18 protein-coding genes are annotated in these 17,163 nt (G+C 69.8%); 11 read left to right on the top strand and 7 right to left on the bottom strand.

The features are described from left to right. Positions 1–20 precede the first annotated feature (20 nt). Complete coding sequence (locus HLK59_RS11050) at positions 21–593, top strand: Uma2 family endonuclease (protein WP_171141170.1); 573 nt, start codon at positions 21–23, stop codon at positions 591–593. Here HLK59_RS11050 and HLK59_RS11055 read toward each other — a convergent pair. Further along, positions 584–1,186, bottom strand: coding sequence for a rhomboid family intramembrane serine protease (locus tag HLK59_RS11055; protein WP_171141171.1), 603 nt, complete (start codon positions 1,184–1,186; stop codon positions 584–586). The two genes, HLK59_RS11050 and HLK59_RS11055, sit on opposite strands and share 10 nt — an antisense overlap. Before the next feature lie 81 nt (positions 1,187–1,267). Here HLK59_RS11055 and HLK59_RS11060 point away from each other — a divergent pair, with 81 nt between their 5' ends. The 6 genes from HLK59_RS11060 (at position 1,268) to HLK59_RS11085 (ending at position 5,325) form a co-directional block, all read left to right on the top strand. Beyond that, a complete protein-coding gene (locus HLK59_RS11060; protein ID WP_171141172.1) occupies positions 1,268–1,957 on the top strand; it encodes a UbiX family flavin prenyltransferase in 690 nt (229 codons plus the stop codon). A 79-nt stretch (positions 1,958–2,036) separates the two neighbouring features. Next, positions 2,037–2,492 (top strand): Lrp/AsnC family transcriptional regulator, encoded by a 456-nt coding sequence (locus HLK59_RS11065; RefSeq protein WP_046261374.1) that lies wholly within the window; start codon positions 2,037–2,039, stop codon positions 2,490–2,492. Between the two features lie 38 nt (positions 2,493–2,530). After that, a complete protein-coding gene (gene mqnE / locus HLK59_RS11070; protein ID WP_171141173.1) occupies positions 2,531–3,694 on the top strand; it encodes an aminofutalosine synthase MqnE in 1,164 nt (387 codons plus the stop codon). Positions 3,695–3,722: 28 nt separating this feature from the next. Beyond that, entirely contained in the window at positions 3,723–4,244 is a 522-nt protein-coding gene (locus HLK59_RS11075; protein ID WP_171141174.1) for a GNAT family N-acetyltransferase, read from the top strand. Positions 4,245–4,365: 121 nt separating this feature from the next. Further along, the gene (locus HLK59_RS11080; RefSeq protein ID WP_171141175.1) at positions 4,366–4,665 is read left to right on the top strand and encodes a DUF4229 domain-containing protein; all 300 of its coding nucleotides are present in this window, start codon (positions 4,366–4,368) and stop codon (positions 4,663–4,665) included. Between the two features lie 9 nt (positions 4,666–4,674). Beyond that, positions 4,675–5,325, top strand: coding sequence for a TetR/AcrR family transcriptional regulator (locus tag HLK59_RS11085; RefSeq protein ID WP_171141176.1), 651 nt, complete (start codon positions 4,675–4,677; stop codon positions 5,323–5,325). Here HLK59_RS11085 and HLK59_RS11090 read toward each other — a convergent pair. Together HLK59_RS11090 and HLK59_RS11095 are read right to left on the bottom strand one after the other, a co-directional pair. Continuing rightward, complete coding sequence (locus HLK59_RS11090; RefSeq protein ID WP_171141177.1) at positions 5,307–6,146, bottom strand: MaoC/PaaZ C-terminal domain-containing protein; 840 nt, start codon at positions 6,144–6,146, stop codon at positions 5,307–5,309. The genes HLK59_RS11085 and HLK59_RS11090 overlap by 19 nt on opposite strands. Next, positions 6,146–7,417 (bottom strand): 3-oxoacyl-ACP reductase, encoded by a 1,272-nt coding sequence (locus HLK59_RS11095; RefSeq protein ID WP_171141178.1) that lies wholly within the window; start codon positions 7,415–7,417, stop codon positions 6,146–6,148. The genes HLK59_RS11090 and HLK59_RS11095 overlap by 1 nt, the downstream gene beginning before the upstream one ends. Before the next feature lie 98 nt (positions 7,418–7,515). Here HLK59_RS11095 and HLK59_RS11100 point away from each other — a divergent pair, with 98 nt between their 5' ends. Both HLK59_RS11100 and HLK59_RS11105 read left to right on the top strand, forming a co-directional pair. After that, positions 7,516–8,787 (top strand): acetyl-CoA C-acetyltransferase, encoded by a 1,272-nt coding sequence (locus tag HLK59_RS11100; protein ID WP_171141179.1) that lies wholly within the window; start codon positions 7,516–7,518, stop codon positions 8,785–8,787. 245 nt (positions 8,788–9,032) lie between these two features. Then, positions 9,033–10,952, top strand: coding sequence for an AMP-dependent synthetase/ligase (locus tag HLK59_RS11105; RefSeq protein ID WP_171141180.1), 1,920 nt, complete (start codon positions 9,033–9,035; stop codon positions 10,950–10,952). 339 nt (positions 10,953–11,291) lie between these two features. On the opposite strand, the gene HLK59_RS11110 is transcribed toward HLK59_RS11105, so the two are convergent. Both HLK59_RS11110 and HLK59_RS11115 read right to left on the bottom strand, forming a co-directional pair. Beyond that, positions 11,292–11,678 carry a hypothetical protein gene (locus HLK59_RS11110; RefSeq protein ID WP_171141181.1) on the bottom strand — a complete coding sequence of 129 codons (387 nt, stop codon included), beginning with the start codon at positions 11,676–11,678 and terminating at the stop codon, positions 11,292–11,294. Further along, on the bottom strand, positions 11,675–11,938 hold the full coding sequence (locus tag HLK59_RS11115; protein ID WP_171141182.1) for a hypothetical protein: 264 nt from the start codon (positions 11,936–11,938) through the stop codon (positions 11,675–11,677). Before HLK59_RS11115 ends, HLK59_RS11110 begins: the two co-directional genes overlap by 4 nt. A 96-nt stretch (positions 11,939–12,034) precedes the next feature. Between HLK59_RS11115 and HLK59_RS51920 the strand changes: the two genes are divergently transcribed. Further along, positions 12,035–15,556, top strand: coding sequence for an NACHT domain-containing protein (locus HLK59_RS51920; RefSeq protein WP_171141183.1), 3,522 nt, complete (start codon positions 12,035–12,037; stop codon positions 15,554–15,556). Here HLK59_RS51920 and HLK59_RS11125 read toward each other — a convergent pair. Both HLK59_RS11125 and HLK59_RS11130 read right to left on the bottom strand, forming a co-directional pair. Then, complete coding sequence (locus tag HLK59_RS11125) at positions 15,527–15,721, bottom strand: DUF397 domain-containing protein (protein ID WP_171141184.1); 195 nt, start codon at positions 15,719–15,721, stop codon at positions 15,527–15,529. The genes HLK59_RS51920 and HLK59_RS11125 overlap by 30 nt on opposite strands. Next, positions 15,718–16,572 (bottom strand): Scr1 family TA system antitoxin-like transcriptional regulator, encoded by an 855-nt coding sequence (locus tag HLK59_RS11130; protein ID WP_171141185.1) that lies wholly within the window; start codon positions 16,570–16,572, stop codon positions 15,718–15,720. Before HLK59_RS11130 ends, HLK59_RS11125 begins: the two co-directional genes overlap by 4 nt. A 116-nt stretch (positions 16,573–16,688) precedes the next feature. Between HLK59_RS11130 and HLK59_RS11135 the strand changes: the two genes are divergently transcribed. Then, entirely contained in the window at positions 16,689–17,147 is a 459-nt protein-coding gene (locus HLK59_RS11135) for an ATP-binding protein (protein ID WP_171141186.1), read from the top strand. The last annotated feature ends 16 nt before the right edge of the window (positions 17,148–17,163 follow it).

Below are 17,163 nucleotides of genomic sequence, written 5' to 3' on the forward strand. Positions count from 1 at the left end.
GCGGAGCGACGGAGGCCGATGTGACTGTCTCGGACAGCGACCGTCCGCACTCGCGGCTCGCCCGGTACGAGGACATGTTCCGCGGATACCGGACGGAGATCGTCGAGGGCAATATCGTGTTGGGTCCCCTGAGGCCGTTCCACAACCGGACCATCGTCAGGCTGTGGACCCAACTCGAAGATCAACTGGGTCCGGAGTGGGGCTTCATCAGCGATGTGGCGGTGCCGTTCAGCGACGAGTTCGAATTCTGCCCCGATCTCGCGGTCATCCCGGCGGCCGAGCAGCAGCGGAACCTGACGGCGTACTCGCCCGACCTGATCGAGCTCGCCATCGAGGTCGTCTCTCCGAGCAGCGTCCGCAACGACTACGAGGTCAAGAACAAGCAGTACGCCTCCCGGGGCATCCCGAACTATCTGATCTTCGACCCGCGGCAGGGCAGCCTCGTCACGCTCTGGAATCCCGGCCCCGACGGCTATCTCGGGCGGGACACACTCGCGTACGGCGGTAAGGCCACAGTGGACACCAAGCTCGGGCGGCTCACCATCGACACCCGCCGCCTTCCCGTGGACCCGGAGTCGTCCGCTCAGGCCTGAAGGACGTCGCTTTGCGTCCGGCGGCGGAACACGAACGCCGCCGCCACCCCCGCGACCAGACCCAGCAGGTGTCCCTGCCAGCTGACGCCCGTCTGGGTGGGCGCGAGGCCCATCAGGATCGAGCTGCCCCACACGGCACCGACCAGCAGACCGGCCAGGACGCCGAGCAGCCGACGCTCCACGAAACCGCTGACCAGTAGGAAGCCGAAGAGGCCGAAGATGAGGCCCGAGGCGCCCGCGGTGTTGGTGTGGGCCGGGGCTATGAGCCACACGCCCAGCCCGTCGGCCACGATGACCAGCGCGCAGACCGCGAGGAAGCGGCGTATCCCGCCGAGGGCCGCCAGGAAGCCCATGACCAGCAGCGGAACGGTGTTCGCGGCCACATGGGCCCAGCCGAAGTGGATGAACGACGCCGGGACCACGTCGATCAGCTCGGAGGCGGTGCGCGGGACGATACCGAGGCCGTCCAGCGCGTGGCCGCTCGCCACGTCCACCGCTTCCAGCAGCCACAGCAGCGCCACCCAGCCCACCATCAGCTTGGCCGCCGCCCGCACACGGTCGCCCCGCGACCACTCCACCCCGGCACCGGACATGGCAACCCCCATTCCCCTCAGGAGAACGGCCAGACCCCCTTGACCGGTTCCCACCCTGCGACGCCGGATAGGCTCGGGGGTGTGAACCCAGTCAAGCCAGGAGAGACACGGCGTACGCCTTGGATCGTAGGGGTGTCCGGCGCTTCCGGCACCCCGTATGCCGCGTCCGTGCTGCGCGCGCTCCTCGACACCGGCGAGAGCGTCGACCTGGTCGTCAGCCGGGCCTCGCGGCTCACGCTCCTGGACGAGACGGGGATCTCCTTCAGGGACGCGCACTGGCAGGACGACCTGCGGGAATGGCTGGCCAGGGGGGCAGACGGCAAGCCGGGCGGCTTCGACATCGGCGCCGGCATCGAGCGGGTGCGGTACTGGGCCGCCGGGGACCTGGCCGCGGGGCCGTCCTCGGGGTCGTACCCCGTCAAGGGGATGCTGATCGTGCCCGCCTCGACCGCCTGTGTCGCCGGTGTCGCCCTCGGGCTCTCCAAGGACCTGTTGCAGCGTGCGGCGAGCGTGACCCTCAAGGAGGGGCGCAAGCTGGTGGTAGCCGTTCGGGAGACCCCCTTGAACGGGCAGACCCTGCGGCACCTGGTGACACTGGACGACGCGGGCGCCACCGTGGTGCCCGCCTCGCCGGCCTTCTACGCGGGGGCGACGCACATCCAGGACCTCGTGGACTTCGTCGCCGGACGGGTCCTCGACGCGGCGGGCGTCGAGCACCGGCTCTACCGCCGCTGGAAGGGCGAACTCGGCGGCGGAACCCACACGACGTGAACGCCATCTGAGCAAGTCGCAGTACGTCAGCAGTACCTCTCATCACTTCGGGAACTTCTCAGCGGAAGGCTTCGATCGCATGGACGCGGTGGACAGGCAGCTCATCCAGGCCCTGAGGGAGAACGGCCGGGCCTCCTACGCGGAGCTGGGACGCCTCGTCGGTCTGTCGGGACCCAGCGTCACCGACCGCATCAACCGGCTGGAGGCGGCCGGTGTCATCACCGGCTACCGCGCCACCGTCGACTCCGCCTCGCTCGGCCTCGGCGTCACCGCGCTGATCGGCATCTCCCTCTCCGACGCCACCGACCACGAGGACGTGGCCCGCAGGCTGAAGGACCTCGGCGAGATCGAGGACTGCTGGTTCATCGCCGGGGACGACTCGTACATGCTCAAGGTGCGGGCCGCGGACGTCGACGGCCTGGAGAAGACCATCCGGCGGCTCAGCGGGACCAAGGGCGTGTCCCGGACCCGTACCACGATCGTGCTCTCCACGAAGTGGGAGAACCGGGTCGGAGAGCTTCCCGAAGAGGCGTAGACGTACGGTGGGGCAGGTCGTCGTAGAAAGGTTGTGGCATGGACGTCGGGCTCAGGCGCGAGCTGGAGGACAAGGTACGGGAGGGCGTTCGCCTGACCCGGGAGGACGGCATCGCGCTCTACGAGTCGGACGACCTGGCCTGGCTCGGCGGCCTCGCGCACGAGGTGCGGACGCGGAAGAACGGTGACGTCGTCCACTTCAACGTCAACCGCCACCTCAACATGACCAACGTGTGCACGGCGTCCTGCGCCTACTGCTCCTTCCAGCGCAAGCCGGGCGAGAAGGACGCGTACACGATGCGGATCGAGGAGGCGGTGAAGCTCGCGACGGAGATGGAGAGCGAGAACCTCACCGAACTGCACATCGTGAACGGGCTGCACCCGAACCTGCCGTGGCGGTACTACCCGCGGTCCCTGCGGGAGCTGAAGGCCGCGCTGCCGAACGTCTCCCTCAAGGCCTTCACGGCGACGGAGATCCACCACTTCGAGACGATCAGTGGTCTGTCGGCGTCCGAGATCCTCGACGAGCTGATCGACGCCGGTCTGGAGTCCCTCACCGGCGGTGGCGCCGAGATCTTCGACTGGGAGGTCCGCCAGCACATCGTGGACCACCGGACGCACTGGGAGGACTGGTCGCGCATCCACCGGCTGGCGCACGAGAAGGGTCTGAAGACCCCCTCCACCATGCTCTACGGCCACATCGAGGAGCCGAAGCACCGGGTGGACCACGTGCTGCGGCTGCGTGAGCTCCAGGACGAGACCGGCGGCTTCCAGGTCTTCATCCCGCTGCGCTACCAGCACGACTTCGTCGACCTGAAGGACGGCAAGGTCCGCAACCGCCTCCAGGCGCGCACGCAGATGGCGACGGGCGCGGAGGCCCTGAAGACCTTCGCGGTGTCGAGGCTCCTGTTCGACAACGTCCCGCACGTCAAGGTCTTCTGGGTCATGCACGGCGTCCAGACCGCCCAGCTGGCCCTCCAGCACGGCGCCGACGACATGGACGGTTCGGTCGTCGAGTACAAGATCACCCATGACGCGGACAACTACGGCACGCCGAACAAGCTGACCCGCGAGGACCTCCTGGACCTGATCAGGGACGCCGGGTTCCGGCCGGTGGAGCGGAACACGCGGTACGAGATCATCCGGGAGTACGACGGTCCCGACCCGGCCCGTCGCGAGTCCCCGCAGCCGATGCGGGTGTGATGATCCGCGGAATCTAGACTCGGGGCCCATGGAGCTCACGTACCGCCTGGACCCCGACCTCACCCCCGCCCTGCTCGACGAGCTGACCCACCTGTGGGTGGACGTGAACAACGCCGGCGGGGCGGTCGGATTCACCGGTACGACGACGTATGACGACGTACGTCCGGACGTGGAGCGTTACGCGGAGTCGACCGCGGCCGGGCGCCACCGTCTGCTCGCCGGGTCCGACGCGGAGGGCCGGCTGCGGGCGACCGCCTTCTTCGGCTTCAACGCGCACCGCCTCCAGAGCCACTACGCCTGGCTCTACACCGTCATGGTCGACCCGGCCGTCCAGGGCGGCGGCCACGGCCGGACCCTGCTGGCGGAGGTCGAGACGCGGGCCCGCGGCTTCGGCCTGGAGGCGCTGAAGCTGACCTGCCGGGGCGGCCTGGGCCTGGAGCGGTTCTACGCGTCCGCCGGGTACAAGGAGGTCGGCCGGGTGCCGGGCGGGCTGCGGGTGTCCGCGGACGACTACCGGGACGACATCATGATGTGGCTCCCGCTGACCTGATGCTGTGGACGCTGTGGACCCCCTGCAAGATCGGGTACCGGGCGTGCTTCACTGGAAGGTGCCCTTTGGCCCTTTGGGACCTTCAGGGGAACTTTCAGCCGGAACGGAAGAGTGGATTGAGATGCTCCGCTACACACTGATGCGCCTCGGGATCTTCGTGGGCTGCCTCGTGGTCGTCTGGGGCCTCGTCTACGCCGGTGTCGCCCCGCGCGGCCTCGGCGACTCCAACGGCATGTGGATCGTCCTGCTCTCCCTGGTGATCTCCGCGCCCATCAGCTTCGTGGCCCTGCGCAAGGAGCGCGACCGGGCCTCCGTGCAGATCGTCGAGAAGGTCGACCGCGCCAAGGCGAACCTGGAAGCCAACCGCAACCAGGAGGACGCCGCCGACGACGCGGAGCGGGCACAGGAGAAGACGCCCTAGTCTTGGCCCATGGGCGCAGTGAAGACCAAGCGGATGCCGCGTGCGGTCCGTGAGCAGCAGATGCTGGACGCCGCTGTGGAGACCTTCGGGCGGCGCGGGTACATGGCCGCGTCGATGGACGAGATCGCCGAACTCGCGGGTGTCTCCAAGCCGTTGGTCTATCTGTACCTGAACTCCAAGGAAGACCTCTTCACCGCCTGCATCCGCCGGGAGGCGCTCGCGCTCACCGAGGCGGTGCGGTCCGGGGTCCGTACCGAGCAGCCCGCGGACCGCCAACTCTGGGACGGGCTGCTGGCGTTCTTCACGCACACCGCGCAGAACCCGGACGCCTGGTCCGTGCTGCACCTCCAGGCCCGTACGCACGGTGAACCCTTCGCCGCCGAGGTCGCCGCGATGCGCGAGGAGATCGTCGCGTTCGTGACGCAGCTGATCGTCGTCGCCGCGCGCGAGGCCCACCGCGATCCCGACCTGCCCGAACGCGAGGTCGCCGGTCTCGCCGAGGCCCTCGTCGGCGCCGCCGAGTCCCTCGCCGCCTGGGCCAACGCCACCCCGGGCGTCACCGCCAAGCAGGCGGCGGCGACACTGATGAACTTCGCGTGGGCCGGTCTTGGGAACCTGATGGAGGGCCGGCCCTGGGTCCTTCAGGGCGCCAGCGGATAGACGCTTCCGCTGACGTGGAGCCGCCCCTGACCGCCCCGCAGCTCGAACCGCTCGTCCTGCGCCGCGTACGTCACCGTCCCCGGCAGCAGCACCGGTGCCCTGAACTCCGCTCGTACCAGGGCCGCTTGGGGTACGCCGTGGGCGGCGAGGCACCGGGCCACCGTCCACATGCCGTGGGCGATGGCCCGGGGGAAGCCGAAGAGGCGGGCGGTGAGCGGGTGGAGGTGGATGGGGTTGCGGTCACCGGACGCGGAGGCGTACCGGCGGCCGATGTCCCCGGCGAGGCGCCACTCGGCGACCGGGGGGAGCGACGTGCCCTTCTCGGCCGGGGCGGTGCCGGTGGACGTGGAGCCGTGCCGTGCCAGATACGTGCTGCGTGACTCCCATACGAGTTCGTCGTCGACGCGCATCTCGGTGACGACCCCCGCCTCGGTGCCGCGCCGATGCGGCGCCAATCCGTCGACGTACACGGTGAGTTCGTGCTCCCCGGTGGCGGCGGGCGCCCGGTGCCGGGTGATCGCGATCGACGTGTGGACGAGCCCGAGCAGCGGCAGCGGGAAGTCCCGCGCGCTCATCAGTCGCATGGCCAGCGGAAAGCCGAGCACATGCGGATACGTCACCGGCAGCGCGTCGTCGCCGGTGGCGAACCCGCACACCCGCTCGTAGGCCGCCAGCCGTGCCAGGTCCACCCGCAGCCCGGGCAGGACCAGCCGGGTGCGCGGGAACTCGGCGTCCGGGCGGGGCCGTTTGACGACGGAGAGCAGGGCGCCGCGGGCGAACAGGGGCCCGAGCGAGGGGGACCGGGAGAGGACGACGGTCACTACGCCCCCAACAGGCTCTGGCCGCAGACCCGTACGACCTGCCCGTTCACCGCACCCGACGCCGGATGCGCGAGCCACGCGGTCGTCTCGGCGACGTCGACGGGCAGCCCGCCCTGGGCGAGGGAGTTCATCCGGCGCCCCGCCTCACGGATGAGGAGCGGTACGGCGGCGGTCATCCTCGTCTCGATGAACCCGGGCGCGACGGCGTTCACGGTCACCCCGTGCCCGGCGAGGGCGCGGGGCGCGAGCGACCGCACCAGACCGGCGACGCCCGCCTTGCTCGCACCGTAGTTGGTCTGCCCCGCGTTCCCGGCGAGCCCGGCGATGGAGGCGGTGGCGACGATCCGGCCGCCCGGCCTCAGGGCTCCCGCGGCCAGCAGCGCGTCCGTCGTGCGCAGCACACCGGCGAGGTTCACGTCGAGAACGGAACTCCAGCGGTCCGCGGGCATGTTGGCCAGCCGCCGGTCCCGGGTGATCCCGGCGTTGTGGACCAACACGTCGATTCCGTCGGCCAGTTCGGCGGCGATCCGCCCGCCCGCGTCGGCGGCGGTGATGTCGAGCGCGAGGGCGCTGCCGCCGAGCCGCTCCGCGAGCTTTCGCGCGTCCTCCTCGGCCTGCGGCACGTCGAGTACGACGACCCGTGCCCCGTCCCTGGCCAGGGTCTCGGCGACGGCCGCGCCGATGCCGCGGGCGGCGCCGGTGACGAGGGCGGTGCGGCCGGCGAGGGGCCGGTCCGGGTCGAAGGCCACCGCCTGCTCAGGCGCGCCCGTCGCCTCGATGACCTGACCGCTGACATAGGCGGACTTGGGGGAGAGCAGGAAGCGGAGGGTGGACTCGGCGGCGGCCCGGTCGGTGAGCCGTACGAGGTTCACGGTCCTGCCCCGCCCGATCTCCTTGCCCAGCGAGCGAGCGAAGCCCTCCAGGGCCTGCTGGACGGCGGCCTGGTGATGGTCGGCGGGGTCGAGGGGCGCGCCGAGCACGACGATCCGGCCGCTCGCGGCGACCGACCGCACCACGGGGTGGAGGGCCGCGTGGACGTCGGCGAGACCGTCGACGTCCCGTACTCCGGTGGCGTCGAGGACGACGGCGCTGGGGCTGTCCGCGGGAGAGGGGGCGGGCTTGCCCGCGGTGAGGTGGAGGACCTCGCCCCCCGCGAGCGCGGGGTGCTCCGGCGACCAGCGGCGCAGCGGCGCGGGCTGCGGCAGCCCCAGCCGGCGGGTCAGGAAGCGGCCGGGCGCGGTGCCGCTGAAGCTCAGATAACGGTCGGACATTGCCGTCTCCCCACTCGGTCCCACCACTTATCACTCTTCTTACTCTGGAGTAAGGTTACCGCAGGTAAGCCTACGTCACGCATGAGGAGCAGGTCGAGATGAGCCCCCTTCAGGTGCCCGCGGCCCGGCGGGTCGCGATCATCGGCGGCACCCGCGTGCCCTTCGCCCGCTCGGACGGCCCCTACGCCACCGCCTCGAACCAGGAGATGCTGACGGCGGTCGTCGACGGCCTGGTGGAGCGCTACGGACTCCAGGAGCCCGGCGCCGTGGGCGAGTTCGTCGCCGGCGCGGTCCTCAAGCACAGCCGCGACTTCAACCTGGCCCGCGAGACGGTCCTCGGCTCGAAGCTGGCCCCGACGACCCCGGCGTACGACATCCAGCAGGCCTGCGGCACCGGCCTCCAGGCCGTCATCGCCGCCGCCAACAAGATCGCGCTCGGCCAGACCGAGTCGGCGATCGCGGGCGGCGCGGACACCGCGAGCGACGCACCGCTGGGCGTGAACGACGGCCTGCGGCGGATCCTCCTGGAGGCGCGCAGGGCGAAGTCGGCGGGCGGCCGGCTCAAGGCGCTGGCCCGCATCCGGCCGGGCCATCTGATCCCCGACATCCCGCGCAACGCCGAGCCCCGCACCGGTCTGTCGATGGGCGAGCACGCGGCGGTGACCGCCCGCGCCTGGGGTGTCCCGCGCGAGGCCCAGGACGACCTGGCGGCGACGAGTCACCAGCGGCTGGCGGCGGCGTACGAACGCGGCTTCTTCCAGGACCTGGTGGTGCCGTTCCGGGGCCTGGACCGCGACCAGAACCTGCGCCCGGACTCGACGGCGGAGAAACTGGCCGCCCTGAAGCCGGTGTTCGGCCTCGACGCCCCCAACCCGACGATGACCGCCGGGAATTCGACCCCGCTCACCGACGGGGCGGCGGTCGTGCTGCTGGCGTCGCAGGAGTGGGCGGCGGCGCGGGGGCTGGAGCCGCTGGCGTACCTGTCGACGTACGAGACGGCCGCCGTGGACTTCGTGAAGGGCGAGGACGGCCTGCTGATGGCACCGGCCCACGCGGTGCCGCGCATGCTGGAACGGGCCGGGCTGGGGATGGGCGACTTCGATCTCGTGGAGGTGCACGAGGCGTTCGCGTCACAGGTGCTGGCCACGCTGGAGGCATGGGAGAAGGCGGGTCTCGAACCGGTGGACCGGACGCGGCTGAACGTGGCGGGATCGTCGCTGGCGACCGGCCATCCGTTCGCGGCGACCGGTGCGCGGATCGTGGCGACGCTGGCGAAACTCCTTGCGGAGCAAGGCGGTTCGGGGCGCGGGCTGATCTCGGTGTGCGCGGCGGGCGGGCAGGGGGTGACGGCGGTGTTGGAACGACCATGAGCGGCGGGCGGGCCGATTCCCCCGCCACGCACAGCTGACAAAGGTTCATATTGCGGGAGAGGTTGCACAGAGCCAGCCCCGGAACCTCCCCGAAATCACACAAACTCGCCACCCGCACCTCCTAGGATCTCCGATCTAACCGCCGGTAACCCCCCATACCCGCCACTACCGGTGAACGCCCGGGTACGCACGGCGCGTACCTATGCAGCAGAGCGGTATCCAGCTGCGCGCCTCAGGAGCTGCCCATGTCGTCGTCCCTCCCCTATGTCTCCGCGACCGACTACGACGGCGCGCCCGTGCTCGTGGAGCCGGAGATCAAGCGACTGGACGGCGAGGTCCGGGAGGTGTCCGTCCCGCCGGTCGTGCCGCCCGTGACCCACGGCTCGCTGGCCGACCTGCCCTTCGACAACGCGGCGGCGGCCCCGCAGGACAGGGTGCTCAGCCGCCGGGCGGAGGACGGCGGCTGGGCCGATGTCACCACGGCCGAGTTCGCGGCGCAGGTGCTGGCGCTGGCCAAGGGCCTCATCTCGGAGGGCCTTCAGCCGGGCGACCGGATCGCCGTCATGTCCCGCACGAACTACGAGTGGACGCTGCTGGACTTCGCCGCGTGGGCGGCGGGACTGGTGACGGTCCCGATCTACCCCACCTCCTCGGTCTTCCAGACCCGCTGGATCCTGCACGACTCGGGCGCGGTGGCCCTGGTGACGGAGACCGTCGCCCAGGCCTCCTCCCTCGGCCCCGAACTCAACCGCCTGCCCGACCTGCAACACCTGTGGGTCATCGAGAAGGGGCATGTGGAGCGCCTGGCCGAGCTCGGGCAGGCCGTCCCCGACGCGGAGATCGACGTACGCCGGGGCATGCTGGGCCCGGACACCCTCGCCACGGTCATCTACACCTCGGGCACGACCGGCCGCCCCAAGGGCTGCGCGATCTCGCACGGCAACTTCCTGGCGGAGGTCGACAACGCGATCGAGATCCTCCACCCGGTCTTCCGGTCCCGCTCGGACGAGGAACTGGCGACGCTGCTGTTCCTCCCCATGTCCCACGTCTTCGGCCGCATGGTGGCGATCGCGTGCGTCAGGGCCCGGGTCCGCCTCGGCCACGCCCCCAGCCTCAAGTCCGAGGACCTGCTCGGCGACCTGGCCGGCTTCAAGCCCACCTTCCTCCTGGTCATCCCGTACATGCTGGAGAAGGTCTTCAACAGCGCCCGGGCCAAGGCGGAGACCGGTGGCCGGGTCGCCGCGTTCGACCGCGCGGTGAGCGTCGCCGTCCGCTACGGCGAGGCGACGGAGGCCCGCCAGGCGGGCACCGGCAGCGGCCCGGGCGCCGCGCTCAAGACGGCCCGCACCTTCTACGACCCCCTCGTCTACCGCCGCATCCGCAACGCCATGGGCGGCCGGGTCCGCCACATCATCAGCGGCGGCTCACCGCTGGGCCGCAGCCTCCACGCGTTCTTCGCGGGCGCGGGCATGGAGATCTACGAGGGCTACGGCCTCACGGAGTCCACCGGCGCGGCCACGGTCACCCCGCCCCTCAAGTCCCGTCTGGGAACCGTGGGTTGGCCCCTGCCGGGCACCCGGGTCCGGATCGCGGCCGACGGCGAGATCCTGCTGGCCGGCGGCCAGATCTTCCGGGGCTACTGGGACCCGAACGCGGGCGGAGTCATCCCGGCCTCCACCGACGGCTGGTTCCCGACCGGCGACATCGGCAGCCTGGACGACGAGGGCTACCTCACCATCACCGGCCGCAAGAAGGAACTCCTCATCACCGCGGGCGGCAAGACGGTGGCCCCTGCCCCCCTGGAGAACTGGCTCCGCCAACACCCCCTGGTCTCCCAGTGCATGGTCGTGGGCGACCGCCGCCCCTACGTCGCCGCCCTCATCACCCTCGACATGGAGGGCATCACCCACTGGCGCCAGATGAACGGCAAACACCCCGTCCCGGCCGAACTCCTCACCGAAGACGCCGAGTTGCGCGCCATCCTCCAACGCGCGGTCGACGAGGCGAACAAACTGGTGTCCCGGCCGGAGTCGATCCGCCGTTTCGTGGTCCTGCCGAGGGACTTCACGGAGAGGGACGGCCACCTGACTCCTTCGATGAAGCTGAGGCGGGAGACGGTGATGGGGGACTTCGCGGAGGAGATCGAGGGCTTGTACGTCCGCTGAGCACTTTGTGGCCAGCCTGGGTCCGAGCTACCCGGGCCTCATGGCAAGAGCGCCATCGTGGACCCGGTCCGGCCGCTGCACCGCCTACGCGCAGGCCTGCTGCGTTTCGGCGGACGGCTTGCCCACTTCATCGGCCGCAAGACGGCTCCATCGTGCTGGTCGTCGCGCGTGCCGTGCGGGGACGGTTCGGTTCTCTGTCCGTGAACGGTGCGCCGGTCTCCCGCGACCCGGTGTTCCTGCTCAGCCCCGGTGGCCTCCACCGCGTCCGGTCCGGACAGCGCACGAAATCCGGCTGAGTCACCAGGAGGGGGATCCGGTTTTCCTACCGTGTCGGTCCTCTCAGCGAGTGAGGTCGAGGACCGGCACGCCTCTGCCGTCGTACGCCTTGGAGGCCACGGTGGCGACCAGCGCGCCCGCGCCCCAGTCGGGCAGATGCCGTACGGCATGGATGGCGGCCCCGACGCCGGGAGGCACGCCGTCCCGGCGCAGCTGGGCGATGGCGAGGGCGGCGGGATAGTCCAGGTCGAGTGTGTGGATCACTTCGAGTTGGCCGATGTGCTCGGCGAGGCCCAGGTACTCGGCGTCCGCTTCCAGGACGGACAGCACGGGCGCCCACAGCCGGACCTCGGGTTCGTAGTGCGCCGCGTGGACGAGCGCGGACACTTGCCGGTTGCCCGAGAGAGCGAGAAGCGTGGGAGTGTCCAACACGAGATGCTGCTGGATCATGCGGCGGAACCCGGCCGATCCGCGAAGGCGCTACGCAGCTTGCGCCTCATGGCGGCACTCTCCTCGTCCGTCACGTCGACTCCGAAGTGCTCGGAGAGGTAGGCCCGGGTTCGCTCGGCACGCTCGTGCCGCTCCTCCGAGGTGAGTGTCGTCTCTGCGAGTTCCTGGACGAGAGAGCGGATCGATGTGCCGCGCGACTCGGCGATGACCGCGAGGCGGTCGCGGACCTCTGTGGGTACTCGGATCATGGCGTCGGACATAGGAGGAGTATACGGCGGCGTATACGCACTCTGGGTCCGCGGCGCGGAATTCTCAAGTGGGCACCCCGCATCGAGTGGCGCCGCTACGGTCCTGCCATGGGGTGGGAGTCGGAGCGGGTCAAGGCGACAGGGGAGCGGGCGGTCGGGGCGGCGGGTGATGTGATGGCCGCGGCTACCGGGGATCACAGCAACGCGTCCTACACACACATCGAGAACCAGTACGTACAGCAGGCGTCGAGAGCTGCCGTGTTGTCGTCGGAGGAGACCGCCGACGCGTTACGGCGGTACGAGACCCGGGTCCGCGAGTGTTACGGCCGACTGGACCTTGAGGTTCTCATCCCCACCGAGGAGGGCGAGCACCCGCCGGTCGTGCTGGAGGAGGTGTTCGTCCCGCCGGTGGTCCGGGCGAACCCGCCGCCGGTGGAGCTTCCGAGGGACATCCGCCAGCGGCTCGTCGAGGCGGGGGAGTGGCCATCGAGTCTGCCGCCCGGTCTGGAGCGGGAGGCACTGGACCGTGCGCGCCAGGAGTACGCGGAGCGGCCTGCGCGGGATGTCCTGGAGGTGCTGGCCGATCCGGGCGCGGACCGTGTCGTCCTGCTCGGTGATCCGGGGGCGGGAAAGTCGACACTGGCCCGGTACCTGGCCCTCCTTCTCCCCGGTGAGATCCCCGTGGGTCATCCGCTGGAGTCGCTCGCCGGCCGGGTGCCCCTGGTCGTGGAGTTGCGGGAGTACGCGGCGGCCGGATGGCGGGACCGTACGTTCGAGGAGTTCCTACGGCACCTGCACGGCACCAAGGGCATGGCGCCGCCTTTCCCGGTCACCGAGCGGCTGCTCGCCGAGGGCAGGGCAGTGGTGGTCTTCGACGGGCTCGACGAGCTCTTCGATCCGGCGGCACGCAAGGAGGTCAGCCATCGGATCGCCGACTTCGCGTTTCGTCACACCGAGGCCGGGGTGCGGGTGGTGGTGACCTCGCGGGTCATCGGCTATCTGCACGGGGTGCTGGAACGCGCCGGGTTCGAGCACTTCAAGATCGAAGATCTGGACGAGCACAGGATCGACGACTTCGCCAGGCAGTGGTACGCCTCCGCGTGCCCACAGGACAACGAACTGGCGCACCGGCTCTACGCGCGCCTCACCGATGCGATCACCCAGTCCCCCTCCCTTCAGGGCCTCGCGGGCAACCCCCTGCTGCTGACCATCCTGGCGATCGTCGGCCGTCGCCGTGAACTCCCCCGCGACCGCCAGGGCGTCTACCGACACGCGATCGCAGTGCTGGTGGCCCACTGGGATCAGCAGGCGAAGAACCTGCACTCCCCCGAGGACGCCGAGGCGCTGGCCTACCTCGGTGACGAGGACCGGCAGGAGCTGCTGTGCCTGGTGGCCCGGAAGATCCAGGAGGGCACCGACGGCATCGAGAGCAACTACATCCACCAGGATGAACTGTTGGCCACCTTCAAGGAATACCTCCGCGAGCAGTACGAACTCCCCGTGGCCCAGGCTGTGGCGGCGGCGCGGACGATGGTGAAGCAGCTGCGGGAGCGGAACTTCATCCTGAGCCACTACGGAGCGGGCACCTATGCCTTCGTGCACCGGACGTTCCTGGAGTATCTGGCGGCGGAGGACATAGGCCGCCGCTACACACGCGAACGGGAGTGGACCCCCGAGGAGCTGATTGACGAGGTCTTCGTGCGACGGGCTGATGATCCGGCATGGCACGAGGTACTGCTCCTGCTGATCGGACAGCTGGGAGAGCGGGAGGCGGCCGCGGCGATCGACCGGCTGCTGGAGATGCACCGGCGACGGAACGAGTCCGATGTCATGCGCTTGGTGCTGGCGACAAGGGCGTTGACCGAGGTACGCAAGATCGGCACGGTGGCGTCACAGAGCCGGGCCGTGGTCGATGCCTTGATCAGATGCCTGGAGCTGGCCGACACCTGGGTAGGGCTGAGTCTCTGGGACAAGGAGACCGCGCTTGCACTCATTACCCTCCCACCGCACTGGAGCGGGCGACTGCGCTTCCTGCGATGGTTTCATCTGCGAGGCCAGTTCAGAGAGGGGGACGATCACCCCGCAATGATGGCCGGCGTTCTCTACCGCGGGTTCGAACTGCCTCGGCGCATGTCGGTCCACGCCCAGTCGGGCACGGCGCGATCCCGGTTGCTGAGTTTCCTGACCGCCTCCTGTGACTCCGCCGCGGAGATCTATGACCTGCTGCGGGATCCGGTTCGGAAGGATCCCGACAGCGGCGTCCGGTACGCCGCACTGTTGTTGCTCGCCGAGAACGGAGGCGACGGGGCAGAGGTGAGAGCACTCATCCGGGACCGCTCCCGCACCGATCCCGCGGTTTGGGTGCGAGCTCTCGCCCTCTCCCTGCTGGGCAGAGTGGAGGACGATGCGTGGCAGCCGATCTTCGAGACGGCCGAGTCGGGGTCCGATCGCGACGAACGTCTTTCCGCGCTCGTCGCGATCGCCAAGTACCGCGGTGATGATCCTCGTACCTGGCGAGTATTGCGTCGGCATGCCGTCGAGGACCCGTCCGACCTGATTCGTGGGGCCGCCCTCACCGGGCTCCACGACACGTGCGGCGACAAGGACGACACCTGGGCGCTGATTCGTGACCGTGCCGCGTTGGACTCGCAGACACGCGTGCGCCAGAGGGCGTTGCGCCTGCTGGGCGGGAGACCGGACGACTGGGAGTTCGTCCGTGGGCTCGTGCTGTCGGCCAAGGACTCGTACATACGGTCCCAGGCTCTCAACGAACTCACCCAACTACGGGGCGACGAACCCGACATCTGGCAGTTGGTGCGGCAACGAGCCGTCGACGATCCGAACGAGCACGTGCGAGGCAACGCGTGCTGCCTGCTGGGGCCGCGGAAGGACGACACCGGCGCCGAGGATCTTCTGCGCCGCCGGATCGCCGAGGATCCGGGCGACATGGCCCGTGCGGACGCGCTCGACGCCCTGTCGGACAACTTCGGTGACAACGAAGAGGTTTGGGAGCTGGCCCGCAGGCTCGCCGTCGAGGATCTCTCCCACGGCGTGCGCGACGTCGCGATCACCGCGCTCTGCGAGCACAGGAGCGAGGACCCCGCCACCTGGAAGCTGGTCTTCGACCGTGTCACCACGGATGAGGAAGCGTTCGTCCGCGAAGAGGCCATGCGGTCGATGAGGCACTACCCGGGTGACCGGGCCCATGCGTGGAGTCTTTTCCGTGAGCGCGCCTACGACGACTCCGACGCATCGGTACGCGCCCGGGCCCTGCTCCTGCTGGCGACCGACCGGGGCGACGAGCCCGCGGCACTGGACGTGATTCGTGACCGGGCGGTCGCCGACCCGGCTGTCCGTGTCCGGGCCGCCGCGCTGCGCTGGTGGGCCGTGTACGAGAAGGGGGAGGCCGGGGCGGAACTTCTTCGGGACCGCGCTGTCGCCGATCCGCATCCCGATGCCCGGACCGTCGCGCTCCAGTCCCTCGCCTACGGCTGGCCCGCCCACGCGTCGACGATCCCACTCCTACGGGAGCGGGCCGAGGCGGACGAGGACGCAGGCGTACGCATCGAGGCGGCTCGCGCCCTGGCAGCGGCGCAGGCGCTAGCGCCGCTCGCTGACCAACTTCCCTGAGAGGAAGGCGGACCAGGTAGCGGGGGAGAGGGTGAGGTGGGGGCCGGTGGGGTGCTTGGAGTCGCGGAGGTGGATGGTGGCGGGAGTGAGAGCGGCCTCCAGGCACTCGCCGCCTTCGCCGCCGCTGTAGCTGGACTTGAACCAGGTGAGCTGCTCGTTGGTCATAGCTCCTCCAGCTTCTGCTCGATCAACTTCCGTGTCTCCGAAGGGGAGAGTGCCATCGCCCGCATGATTCCATAGCGGTCAACGATCTTGCGGACTTCTTCCGAGTCGGTGATCAGCCGGGGGTACCCCTGTACCTCCGTGTACGCCACCTGCCCGTGTCCTTTGGGCGTCAGCAGGTTGAACGCACCGTCCATGTTGGGGTGTTCCTCCAGCCCGGACGGCATCACCTGGATCTCGACGTTCTGCCTGCCTCCGATGCTCAGCAGGTGTCGCAGCTGATCGGTGTGCACACGTCGTCCGCCGATCGGCCGGTCCAGCACGATCTCTTCGAGGACGTAACTCACGATCGGTGCAGGCAAACGCTCGAATACCTGCTGCCGCGAGAGCCGGTCCGAAACCCGCTTCTCGATCGTCTCCTCGTCGAGAAACGGCCGCCGTTTCGTGAACACCGCCCGCGCGTAGTCGTCGGTCTGCAACAGGCCAGGCACCCCATGGTTGGCATAGAAGTGCAGCTCAACCGCCTCCGCCTCCAACCCGGCGTAACTCCGATACCACTCCGGATGCCGAGTCCGGACCTTGGTCATCGCCTCCCTGACCTCGGGAATGGCCTCCTTCAGCAGGCCCCCGGCGTCCAGGATTTCGTCGGCCTGCTCCAGGACCTCCGGACGGATCACCCGTACGCCGCGCTCCATGGCGGAGATCATGTCCGAGCCGTACCCCAACAGCTTCCCGAACTCCTTCTGGGTCAGCCCCTTCCGCTCCCGCAGCAGCTTGAGCATCTTGCCCAGCGCGGTGAACAACCCGGTCGCCCCGTCGACTTCGGCCGGTGTCTCCGGCCTTCGCTCATCCACGCGATCCACCCTCCCGCTCGACTGCTCGTACTCCGGACCGACGGCACACGTACAGCTACTCAGAGTCGCCGCATCGCACCTGGTCAGCGTAGAGACAACCCACCACGCTCAGTCACGTGAACGCCGAAATCTCCACCCTCCTCAGTGCCACCCCGCGCGGCGCCCGTCAGGCCCGTCGCCTCACCGCGCGGCAACTCGATGCCTGGGGGCACCCCTACGGCAGCGACGTGAACGCCACCGCACAACAGGTCGTCGCCGAACTCGCCGCCAACGCCGTCACCCACGGCAGAGTCCCCGGCCGCGACTTCGCACTGCGCCTGACGCTCACCGCCGAAGCCACCCTCCGTATCGAGGTGAGCGACGCCAGGTCCGACCGTCGACTGCGCTATGTGACCGACCCGGACGCGGAAGGCGGCCGTGGTCTGATCCTCGTCACGCTTCTCTCCCAGGCCTGGGGGGTCATGGAGCGCGGCGTCGGCAAGACCGTCTGGGCGGAGCTGTCCCTCAAGGAACCGGAGTCACACGGCGGCACAACCATCGCGCCCCAACGAGAGTCTCCTGATCACCAGACTTAGATCACCGCAGGAGACG

The sequence above is a fragment of the Streptomyces sp. S3(2020) genome, from assembly GCF_013044505.1.
In the GTDB taxonomy this organism is placed as follows: Bacteria; Actinomycetota; Actinomycetes; order Streptomycetales; family Streptomycetaceae; genus Streptomyces.